The 11463-nt window shown below is 47.3% G+C and carries 10 protein-coding genes; all 10 read left to right on the top strand.

The window, feature by feature from the left end; translation table 11 throughout:
• The gene (locus B9Y93_RS22210) at nucleotides 1-951 is read left to right on the top strand and encodes a carbohydrate ABC transporter permease (protein ID WP_085498402.1); all 951 of its coding nucleotides are present in this window, start codon (nucleotides 1-3) and stop codon (nucleotides 949-951) included.
• Between the two features lie 151 nt (nucleotides 952-1102).
• Nucleotides 1103-2281: a LacI family DNA-binding transcriptional regulator gene (locus B9Y93_RS22205; RefSeq protein WP_244903537.1), complete on the top strand. Its 1179-nt coding sequence runs from the start codon at nucleotides 1103-1105 to the stop codon at nucleotides 2279-2281.
• 9 nt (nucleotides 2282-2290) lie between these two features.
• Complete coding sequence (locus tag B9Y93_RS22200) at nucleotides 2291-3268, top strand: aldo/keto reductase (protein WP_085498400.1); 978 nt, start codon at nucleotides 2291-2293, stop codon at nucleotides 3266-3268.
• A gap of 207 nt (nucleotides 3269-3475) precedes the next feature.
• Nucleotides 3476-3913, top strand: a complete 438-nt coding sequence (locus tag B9Y93_RS22195; RefSeq protein WP_085498397.1) for an ACT domain-containing protein — start codon at nucleotides 3476-3478, stop codon at nucleotides 3911-3913.
• Between the two features lie 33 nt (nucleotides 3914-3946).
• Nucleotides 3947-5233 carry a homoserine dehydrogenase gene (locus tag B9Y93_RS22190; RefSeq protein WP_085498396.1) on the top strand — a complete coding sequence of 429 codons (1287 nt, stop codon included), beginning with the start codon at nucleotides 3947-3949 and terminating at the stop codon, nucleotides 5231-5233.
• 225 nt (nucleotides 5234-5458) lie between these two features.
• Nucleotides 5459-6529, top strand: coding sequence for a threonine synthase (gene thrC / locus B9Y93_RS22185; protein WP_085498393.1), 1071 nt, complete (start codon nucleotides 5459-5461; stop codon nucleotides 6527-6529).
• Complete coding sequence (thrB, locus tag B9Y93_RS22180) at nucleotides 6526-7491, top strand: homoserine kinase (protein ID WP_085498391.1); 966 nt, start codon at nucleotides 6526-6528, stop codon at nucleotides 7489-7491. Before thrC ends, thrB begins: the two co-directional genes overlap by 4 nt.
• A gap of 47 nt (nucleotides 7492-7538) precedes the next feature.
• Nucleotides 7539-8420 carry a prephenate dehydratase gene (gene pheA, locus B9Y93_RS22175; RefSeq protein ID WP_085498389.1) on the top strand — a complete coding sequence of 294 codons (882 nt, stop codon included), beginning with the start codon at nucleotides 7539-7541 and terminating at the stop codon, nucleotides 8418-8420.
• Between the two features lie 2 nt (nucleotides 8421-8422).
• Nucleotides 8423-9304 (top strand): branched-chain-amino-acid transaminase, encoded by an 882-nt coding sequence (gene ilvE, locus B9Y93_RS22170; RefSeq protein ID WP_085498387.1) that lies wholly within the window; start codon nucleotides 8423-8425, stop codon nucleotides 9302-9304.
• A gap of 293 nt (nucleotides 9305-9597) precedes the next feature.
• On the top strand, nucleotides 9598-11085 hold the full coding sequence (locus B9Y93_RS22165; RefSeq protein ID WP_085498385.1) for a LysM peptidoglycan-binding domain-containing protein: 1488 nt from the start codon (nucleotides 9598-9600) through the stop codon (nucleotides 11083-11085).
• Nucleotides 11086-11463: the final 378 nt, after the last annotated feature.

The raw sequence follows: 11463 nt of genomic DNA, 5'->3' as shown, positions 1-11463 counted from the left end.
ATGCAGCAACTATCAAAATCCATGGATGCGATCGTCATCCGCTTCAACCCTGCGAAGAAGAGCAAGGAATGGACGTGGAAGGTGCTTCGAACCTTATTGGTAACAGGGTTTTGCTATATTATTTTGTTTCCGATTTTTTTGCGGCTGTCTGTTGCATTTCGAGATCGGATCGACGTTTACGATCCTGCTGTGCTGTGGATACCAAGGCATTTTACACTCGATAACTTTCGAATTGCAATGGAGACGACCGATTTCTTCGGTGCGCTCCGCAATACACTCTTAATATCCGGAAGCACCACGATCATCCAGATTATCTCGTGTGCGATGGCGGCTTATGCATTTGCCAGGCTGAAGTTCAGGGGCAGCGGCATCTTGTTTGGACTCGTTATATTTACGATCATTGTGCCGCCGCAAACCATTATGATTCCGCTGTATATGACGTATCGCTACTTTGATTTATTTGGCCTGGTGCCAGTACTTACGGGTCAAACAAGCTTTAATCTAATTGATACATTCTGGCCTTTCATTCTATCATCAGCTACTGGCATGGGACTCAAGAACGGGCTGTACATTTATATCTTCCGCCAGTTTTTCCGAGGCGTGCCAAAGGAATTGGAGGAGGCAGCGTTTGTGGATGGAGCAGGCATCGTGCATACTTTCTTTCGCATAATGGTGCCTAATGCAATACCGGCTGTTATTACGGTCGCCCTCTTCTCCTTTGTGTGGCAGTGGAATGACAGCTACTATGTCGGGCTTTTCTTGAACGATGTCAAGGTGCTGTCCACTCAGCTTATGAATATGGGGGTCAATCTGGAGGAGCCCGACCCGGTTCTGCAGTCGATTCTGCTGAATACAGGCGTGCTGCTGATTACCGCTCCGCTGCTTATCATGTATTTGTTTGTGCAGCGCTACTTTGTAGAGAGTGTGGAACGTACCGGGATTGTCGGCTGATCGGCTTGGGATGTTAACGAACCTGTGCGGTATCCGGCAGCATTGGCCTGCCGGATATTTGCATAGGCTCACAAAGGGCCTAATAAGCCAAGATGGCTAGACATTGCAAATAACGTTATATTACGCTTTTTGCTGATAGGAAGAGGTGACGGTGTTGAATCAAAGGCCTATGCCTCTCTATGCCCAGATCACGAAATATTTAAGAGAGCGTATTGAGGAAGGGCACTATGTGCCTAATCAACAAATTCCTACGGAAAAGGAGCTGGCTCAGCTATTCCAGGTTAGCCGAATTACGACGAAGCGGGCGCTTGAAGAGCTGGAGCGAAGCGGCTACATTTATCGGAAACGTGGGAGTGGAAGCTATGTGAAGGAACGAGAGGGAATTGGAGAAGCGGGAACGACAGCAAGAGCTGAGCGCATCTCTACGAAACAAATCATCTCTATGATCTTTCCATATACGATGGACAATGGCTATGCGGGCTTTCTCAAGGGGGTATCTGATCAATTAGAAGCAAAGGGCTTATACTTAAGCGTACATTCCTCTGACTGGAATCCCCTAAAAGAAAGAGAGCTGCTGCTTCGATTGCCCGAGGAAGGGTTTGATGGCGTTATTCTGTATCCATACAGTTCCATTGATAATATGGATGTGGTTTACTCCCTGATGATGCGCGAGTACCCTCTCGTACTGATCGATCAGTACTTCCCTAATATTAATGTGGGAAGCGTCGTTTCTGATAATCGGCGTGGAGGCTACTTAGGCACGGAGCACCTTATTCAGCTTGGCCATCAGAAGATCGCATATGTGTCGAGTATTGACCTGCACATGCGGACTTCGGTTCGCGACCGATTCTTTGGTTATGGTCAAGCGCTGAGAGATTATGGACTCCCTCTTGATACAAGGCTTTGTGTATTTAATTTTTATGAACATGTGAACGATGAGAACAAAGACACCTACTACCAGCACCTCATACACCATCTTCTTCGACGCGGTGCGACTGCTGTGATGGCAGAGCATGATGAGCTTGCGCTTGATCTCATGCGAGCTTGCGCGAAGGGAGGCATCCTCGTTCCAGAACACCTTTCTATTCTTGGCTTTGATGATATCGACCTTGCAGAACATCATGATATTCCCTTAACAACTGTTGCACAGCACTATTATGATATTGGCAGGTTGGCAGCGGAAAGAATTACTCATCGCGTGCTTCGCACAGATTGGAAGGATGAGAAGGAATGCATGAAGAGTCTGGTGCCGGTTACGTTAAAGCGAAGAGTATCTACTGCGCCTCGAACTGAAATGATATACAATGGAGGGACACCCATTATATCTTAGGAGGCCATCATGAGCGTAATTCCTTTACAACAGCATGGATTCAACACGAGCCGTCTCATCTTGGGATGCATGTCTTTTGGCGGGGGCTGGAACAGCGATCCGATTACAGAAGACGATTTGCAAAAGGCAGAGAAAGGCTTGGACGCAGCGCTCTCCATTGGCATTACGATGCTGGATCATGCCAATATTTATACACGCGGCAAGGCGGAAGCGGTCTTTGGGAAGATCTTCAAAGAAAAGCCTGGCCTTCGTGAGCAGCTTGTCGTTCAATCGAAATGCGGCATTCGCTTCCAAGAGGGGGACATTCCTGGGCGCTATGATTTTTCCAAAGAGCATATTGTCCGTTCCGTAGAGGATTCTCTTCAGCGCCTGCAAACGGATTATCTTGATATTGTATTGCTTCACCGCCCGGATCCCCTAATGGAGCCTGATGAGGTTGCGGAAGCGTTCGGCAAGCTGAAGGCTGAAGGCAAGGTAAGGGCGTTCGGAGTATCCAATATGAGTGCCTCTCAAATTCGATTCTTGCAGCAGTCGTTGTCTGAGAAGCTTGTCGTGAATCAGCTTGAGATGAGCCTGTCGCATCTGCATTGGCTGGATCAAGGGGTGCATGTGAATCAGAATGCAGGCACTACAGTCAGCTTTGCGGAAGGCTTGATGGAATATTGCCAGATGGAGCGGATTCAGCTGCAAGCCTGGGGGCCGTTATCTCAAGGCCGCTTTACAGGGCGAGCGGTAGAACAAGAGCCAGAGCATGTGCAGCGTACGGCTGCGCTTGTAGAGCAGATGGCAAGAGAGAAGGAGACGACCCCAGAGTCGATCGTGCTCGGCTGGCTGATGCGTCATCCTGCCGGCATTCAGCCGATTATTGGTACAGCAAATGTGAACCGCATCTTGGCTTGTCAGGATGCAGAACAGCAAGCAAAGAACATGACGCGTGAAGAGTGGTATGCCTTGTATGTATGTGCGCGTGGACATCACTTGCCATAAGAAGCAGCTCAAGCGAAGAAGACCTTGCAGAGGTCTTCTTTTTTAGTAGAATGGCCGTTTTAGGTTGAGGTGGAAAAATTCACTTAAACTCTTGGAATATCGTGTATAATGTATTCAACTTTATTTGATGCCTATTGCCAATCTCCAGTAGTTTCGATATAATGTCCTCTATGAATATACAAAAGTCTTTACACGGAGGACGTAACAATGTCTGAACGTTATTATCTCGTAAGAGAAGATATTTTGCCTGAAGCGGTCGTGAAGACGGTGAAGGCCAAGCAGCTGCTGGCTGCTGGGGAAGTGAAGACCGTACATGAGGCTGCAGAACGCGTAGATTTGAGCCGAAGTGCTTTCTATAAATATAAAGATGGCATTTTTCCTTTGAATCAATTAGAGCGGGAGCGTATCGTCACGATCTCACTGGATCTTGATCATCGTTCGGGTATTCTGTCCAAGGTGCTCGGGTCAGTGGCGAATTATGAAGGCAATGTTCTGACCATTCATCAGACGATTCCTTTGCAGGGAATAGCCAATGTGGTCCTTTCCGTAGAGACATCTTTGATAGCAGAGCCATTTGGGCAGATGCTTGATGCGCTGCGGGAAATTCCAGGAGTGAAGCGGGTTATGGTAATAGGCCAAGGTTAACATTTAGATGCATGGGAATGGGAGGAACATGGGATGAGACCAATTAAGGTAGGATTACTAGGAATGGGTACAGTGGGTACCGGTGTTGTCCGCATTGTCGAAGGTCATCAAGAGGATTTAAGCAGTCAAGTAGGCTCTCCAATTCAGATTAGCAAGATTCTTGTCAAAGATCTTGCGAAGCAGCGTCATCTTCATGTCAACTCTGAAGTGATGACAGAGAACCCATGGGATGTTATTTATGATCCGGACATTGACGTTATCGTTGAAGTGATGGGCGGCATTGAGCCAACGAAGGGTTATATCATTGAGGCATTGGATCGCGGGAAGCATATTGTGACAGCTAATAAGGATCTTATGGCGCTGCATGGTGTTGAGATTATGGAGAAAGCGAAAGCCAATCAATGTGATGTCTATTATGAAGCCAGTGTCGCTGGCGGCATTCCAATTATTCGTACCTTAATGGAAGGTTTCTCTTCTGATCGCATCACGAAGATCATGGGGATTGTGAATGGCACAACCAACTATATCTTGACCAAGATGAGTCAGGAAGGTGCCGCCTATGAAGATGTTTTGAAGGAAGCGCAAGCGCTTGGATACGCTGAGTCCGATCCAACCTCTGATGTTGAGGGGCTGGATGCCGCTAGAAAGATGGCGATTCTAGCGACGCTAGGCTTCCATGCCAATGTAGCGCTAGAAGATGTATCGGTGCGCGGAATCTCTAACGTGTCGAAGCAGGATATCCTGTACGCGAAGCGTCTTGGCTATGAGATGAAGCTGCTTGGCATTGCTGAGCGTCAAGATGATCAGATTAGCGTTGTGGTTCAGCCTACAATGGTAAAGAGCTCTCATCCGCTCTCTTCAGTCAATGGCGTGTTCAACGCTGTATATGTATATGGTGAAGCTGTAGGCGAGACGATGTTCTATGGACCAGGAGCTGGGGAGATGCCAACTGCAACCTCTGTCGTGGCAGATTTGGTGGCGGTTATTCGCAATATGCGCCTTGGTGTAACGGGCCAGCAAGCCCACCATGCCTATAAAGAGAAGAAGTTGAAGACAGATGATCAGATCGCATACAAGAACTTTATTTTGCTTGATGTGCACGATAAGGCGGGCGTGCTTGCGAAGATTACACAAGTATTCACGAAGTTCAACGTGAGCTTGGAGTCTGTCGTTCAGCAGCCGAATCCCCATAATCCGGATGCGGAAATTGTCATTGTGACGCATGAGGCAAGCCAATCGAGCATGAACAAGGTGTTGAATGAGTTCAATCAACTGGATGTCATCAAGTCGATCAAGAGCGCCTATCGTGTAGAAGGTTAAGCATTTAAGAATTCTACTCAATCTATGGTTTGAAATATAAGGAATTGTACGGTAAGGCAATGAACTGCTGAACGGCATGTGATATTAGGGACGTAACGAAGGTTGGTCTTGGGTTTAATAAGCAAGTGAACAACCAAGATATCGTGCCTGATTTACGCAAGACATGGGCGAACCTAATCACGATGCTGCTTTCAGTGATCAATCGTATAAATGGGGGAGAAACCGATGAGATATATGGGACTATTGCACACTTATCAATCCATGCTGCCAATAAATGAAGCGACTCCGATGCTTACACTCCATGAGGGCAATACGCCGTTAATTCATGCTGAAGCGTTGTCTAAGGAGCTTGGCATTAATATCTATTTAAAATATGAGGGCTTGAATCCGACTGGATCTTTTAAGGATCGCGGCATGGTGATGGCAGTTGCAAAGGCAGTCGAGGAAGGAAGCCGTACAATCATGTGTGCTTCTACGGGCAATACTTCCGCGGCGGCAGCAGCTTATGCGGCTCGTGCTGGTCTTAACTGCATCGTGTTGATCCCTAACAACAATATTGCACTCGGCAAGCTCGCGCAGGCGATGATATATGGAGCTAAGGTTATTGCTATTGAAGGCAACTTTGACCGTGCGCTTGAGATTGTTCGTGAAATAACGGCAAAGCATCCGATTACACTTGTAAACTCCGTGAATCCATACCGGATTGAAGGGCAGAAGACGGCTGCTTTCGAGGTATGTGATCAGCTTGGAGATGCTCCTGACATGCTGGCTATTCCAGTAGGGAATGCGGGCAACATTTCCGCGTACTGGAAAGGATTTAAGGAATACCATGAAGCGGGAAGATCCACCAAACGCCCGCGCATGCTGGGCTTTGAAGCAGAAGGGGCGATGGCTATCGTTAAAGGTGAGCCGATCCTTGAACCGGAAACGATCGCTACTGCTATTCGCATCGGCAACCCTGCCAGCTGGAAGACAGCTGTGGAGGCAGCGCAGCAATCGGAAGGACAGATCAATTACGTGACGGATGAACAGATATTGTCTGCTTACCAGCAGCTCGCAGCCAAAGAAGGCGTATTTGCAGAGCCGGCTTCTGCTGCCTCGCTGGCTGGGGTGATCAAGCTTCATCAAGAGGGTTACTTCACAGGCGGAGAATCCGTTGTGTGCGTATTGACAGGCAACGGCCTTAAAGATCCAAATGTCGCAATCAAGACCGCTGGGATAGAGCCGCTTGTTGTTCCAGATACCGAAGAAGCGGTAATGGAGGCTATTCAACGGCTGGAGCGTGAAGAGGGATGATGCGTGAAGAAGGTGTTCTCGTAAGAGTACCTGCCAGCACTGCCAATCTGGGGCCAGGATTCGATACACTCGGTCTGGCCCTGTCTCTTCATTTATGGATCGGCATGAAGCCGGCTGAGAAGACAATTGTTCGTATGTACGGCAATCATCTGGAAGGGCTGCCTAGCAATGAAGACAATCTGATCGTGAAGGTGGCGCATCGTCTGTTCCGTGAAGTGGGGCAGACGATCATTCCACTTGAGGTAGAGGTCTACAGTGAGATTCCGCTCACGCGAGGATTAGGCAGCAGTGCGACGGCTATTGTCGGGGCGCTGTTTGCAGCCAATGCGCTGCTTGATGAGCCGTTGTCCAAGCAAGCGCTTTTCGATATGGCAACGAATATAGAGAAGCATCCGGATAACGCGGGAGCTTCCTTATATGGAGGTCTTATTGTTGCAGCATGGGATGGCAAGCAGGCCTATGGGCTGAATCTAGCGCTATCAGATTCATTAACAACAGTAGCAGCTGTGCCGCGCTTTCATCTGGAGACCAAAAAAGCACGAAGCATTCTTCCCTCGCAATATGACATGAAGGATGTCGTGTTCAATGTAAGCCGGTCTTCTCTCCTAGCTGTGGCTCTGTCGACAGGCCAGCATGATCTATTGGGTGTTGCGATGCAAGATCGCATGCATCAGCCCTACCGGGCAAGTCTCGTTCCTGGTCTTGATGAAGTGCTCAAGCACGCCGTCCGCCACGGGGCTCTTGGCGCAGCGCTTAGCGGCGCTGGACCTACAGCAATCGCGCTTGTTGAGCGCGATGAGGCGAAGATTGCTGGACTCATTCAATATATGAGCGATACGCTGGCTCAGCATGGCGTAGAAGCCGATGTATTCCAGCTTGATCCTTGCACAGAAGGTGCGGTATGGTTAGAAGGACAAGCTTCAAATATCCATGATCATATTCCTGTATCCTCTTCATCGTAGCATGCGGGAACTGGAATTGAAGAAGATAAGGGAAGGCGTGAGTTGGTATGGCTCGTATTGCTTTATTGCCAGCAGGGTCTGTCTCTCACGAGGCAGCTGTTCATTTGCTTGGAGATAAGCACGAATTGGTTCATTATAAATTGATCTCAGATGTGTTTACATCGACAGCAAACGGAGATACAGATTACAGTGTCATTCCGATTGAGAATACAATAGAAGGCTCCGTTAATCTCCATATGGATTGGCTGGTGCATGAGGTGGATCTGCCTATTCAAGCGGAATGGGTATATCCGTCCATCCAGAATATTGTAGGACGCAAGCAAGAGATACAAGGAGACTGGACAACGGTCAAAAGGGTACTGTCACACCCAGTAGCGATGGCGCAATGCACACAATTTCTTCGCAAATATCTTCCGCATGCGGAGCAAGAGCATGTAAGCAGCACTTCAGAGGCGATCCGTATGGTGAAGAACCATTCTGAGGAAGGTTGGGTAGCGATCGGAACACGACTTGGAGCAGCTACCCATCAATTGGATGTGCTGGAGCCGAATGTAACGGATCACGACAACAACTTTACCCGGTTCATTTTGGTAGGGCAGTCACCTGTTACTTCTGCTGTTGAATCTGCTGCCAAGACGACGATGCTCGTCACGCTGCCTGAGGATTTCCCTGGTGCGCTTCATCAGGTGCTGGCGGCCTTTTCTTGGAGAAGAATCAACTTGTCGAGAATTGAATCACGGCCGACCAAGCGTCAACTGGGAAGCTATTATTTTTACATCGATGTGGAGCTGTCGTTGGACTCAATTCTGCTCCCCTCGGCGATTGAAGAGATAGAGGCGCTAGGCTGTCAAGTACGCGTACTGGGCTCCTATCCTAGCTATTCAAGCAAAAGTTGGGCATTAGAACAACCACATAACTTGGAGGTGTAAGTATGACACAATGGATTTATCTTGATGGTCAATATGTTACAAAGGAAGAAGCCAAAGTATCTGTGTACGATCACGGCTTTTTATATGGCGACGGCATTTTTGAAGGCATTCGCATCTATGAGGGCAATATCTTCAAGTGTCATGAGCACTTGGTTCGCTTGTATGATTCGGCAAAGTCGATCATGCTTAATATCCCTCTTACAATGGAAGAGATGGAAGAGGTGCTCTGTGAGACGATTCGCCGCAATGAGCTCAAGGATGGATATATTCGCCTCATCGTATCGCGTGGCGCAGGCAATCTGGGCCTTGATCCGCTTCGCTGTCCACAAGCAAGCGTTATTGTTATCGTTGAACAGCTTGCCATCTATCCTGAAGAAGCCTATTTGAATGGTCTCAGAACGATCTCAGTGTCCCAGCGCCGCAATATTCCAGACGCTCTGAATCCGAAGATTAAGTCGCTGAACTATCTGAACAACATTCTGGTTAAGATTCAGGCGAATCATGCAGATGTAGGCGAAGCGATCATGCTGAACGCTCAAGGGTATGTAGCTGAGGGATCAAGCGACAACATCTTTATTGTGAAAAATGGTGTCGTATTTACGCCTCCTTGCTACCTGGGGGCTCTGGAGGGCATTACGCGCAACACAATCATTGAGCTGTGCGAAGAGCTTGGCTATAAGTTGAAGGAAGAACCATTTACTCTGCATGATGTCTATGTTGCCGATGAAGTGTTCTTTACAGGTACGGCCGCAGAGGTTATTGCGGTTCGAGAGGTTGATGGAAGAGTGATTGGAACCGGACAAGCCGGTCCTATTACGCTATCCTTGCTGAAGCGTTTCCGCGAGGTCGTTACTCAAAACGGCAAGAAGGTATATGAAGCTTAATTATCTTTTGATGTTGACGTCTCTCTCCTTATATAGGAGATGAGACGTTTTCTCATTTTACCATCAACTAGGTTTCAATCCTACATTCATAATTGATAATAATCAAAAGAGCGGGCTTGTTTGTCTCATCAGATATGGGCTGTTAAGTAGAAAAAGAAGATGAATTCAGTGTGTGGTGAAAGTTTTAAGAAAGAAGGGATGTCAAATGCCTAAGTGGTGCATAGAATGTATCAATGGAGTTACGGGCAATTGTCCCGTGTGTGGAATGATGTTCCCTTAGGAGGTAACGGCACGTGAAAATTCATATTGTAAAACAGGGCGATACCTTATATTCGCTGTCGAAGAAATATGGTGTAACGGTAGAGGAAATGATAAAGCTCAACCCGCAGCTAAAGGATCCGAATAAGCTGGATGTTGGCATGAAGGTGAAGGTTCCTTCTACAAAGCTCCCAACGGGAGGCTATGAAATTATCCATAAGCATGTCGTCAAAGAAGGCGACACGATGTGGAAGCTCGCAAAAGCATGGGGAATTCCGCTTGATGTGATGATTGCAGCTAATCCGCATTTGAAAAATCCAAATGTATTGCTTATTGGTCAGGTCGTTAATATTCCAAAGCCAAAAGATGAGCATGCCGTGGACCATGTTCAAGAGAATGCAGGGGCAAATGCTTCTTCTCCCAATATGATGGCTGCTGAAAATGAAGCTCCTGCCAACATCGCTCCACTAGCCGCGAATGAAGCGGTGCCGGAAAAAGAGAAGCATGAGGCTAAAGAAGCCAAAGAGTCGAATGAATCTCATGAAGTGAAGGAATCGAATGCTCCAAAAATGGAGAAAGAAGCAAATGAATCCATGGAGGTTCCTATTCTAACAGAGCAGGCTAAGAATGAAGCGGTTATTATGCCTCAAGCGAAGACAGCTCCAGCCGTCATTGAAAACACTCAAGCAAAAATGCCTGAAAAGCAGGCTTCCCCAGTTGCACCACAAATCCTGACAGCCCCAACAGTCACGACAACGATGCCTTCGATTCCAGCACCTTCGCTAAAACCGACAACACCAGCTCCTTCTTCCATAACAGCGAAAGGAGCACTAACGCCAATATCCTCTTCTGCTCCTCCTAATCCCATGCAGCCTGCTCAAAACTGTGGCTGCGGTGGCCAGCATGACGAGCAGATGATCGCGCAGTATCCGCTGGAGTCGTACAACAATTGGCCGGGGTACCATGCAGTGTCTCAAGGCTATGCCAATTATTCAATGGCTCCAGCCAACTACTCCGCATACTCTGGCTATATGCCCATGACTGCTCAGCAAGGTTATATGGGAATGCAGGCCGGTCCTTGCACGTGCCAAGATCCTTACGCTGCACAAGTTGTTCCTGCCCAGCCTTATATTGAGCCTTCAAACTGGTCCAATCCGTATATGCAAGGCATGCCTAACTTTGCTCCTGCTTATACGCAGCAGCAAGGGTATATATCGAGCGCGAATCCTTCTTATACGCCATATGCTAATGTTTCGTATAGTCCCAATATGTACGGACCAGAATCATATGCAGGGAATGGCAATGATGCAGCAGCGGGTTTTCCCTCTACTCAGCCGCGTGAGGAATTGCTGACAGAAGAGGCTTCACAGATCGAGCCGAATACAACAATTGCTCCAGAAGTGAAGAAGATACCAAGTGCGAAGAAAATATCAAAATCAAAGAAAAAAGCAAAGATTCGTTCTATTGATTCATCTTCAAGACAGACGGGCAAGAAAAAGAGCATGCCTTGGATAAATGGATAATAAGAGGTGTGGGATTGTAGACTGCCGCTTGGCTTACAAGCAGGCGGTTATTTTTTTGCAATAGCCATAAATAGGGTCTTGATTAGAAAAGTTGTTCTATGATATATTAAAATCCTGTTTTGGGAGCTGGGCTTTTGAAGCCGTCTCAAACAGGTTCATATCTACTTCATAAAAGAGAGAGTTGCCGAAAGTTTTTTGAAAAAAATGTTGACTCCTAGAAAACGATATGATATATTAATTAAGTCGCCGCTGAACAGCGGTGAATAAATGAAAGTAACTAACTTTGTTCTTTGAAAACTGAACAACGAGTGAAACATTATTGAGAATTAATTTCTCGTCAGCAATACCAATGAGCAAGTCAAACACTTTAATGGAGAG

This window comes from Paenibacillus aquistagni, assembly GCF_900177815.1.
Lineage (GTDB): Bacteria > Bacillota > Bacilli > Paenibacillales > Paenibacillaceae > Paenibacillus_B > Paenibacillus_B aquistagni.
This window is presented reverse-complemented; position numbering and strand designations above follow the sequence as displayed.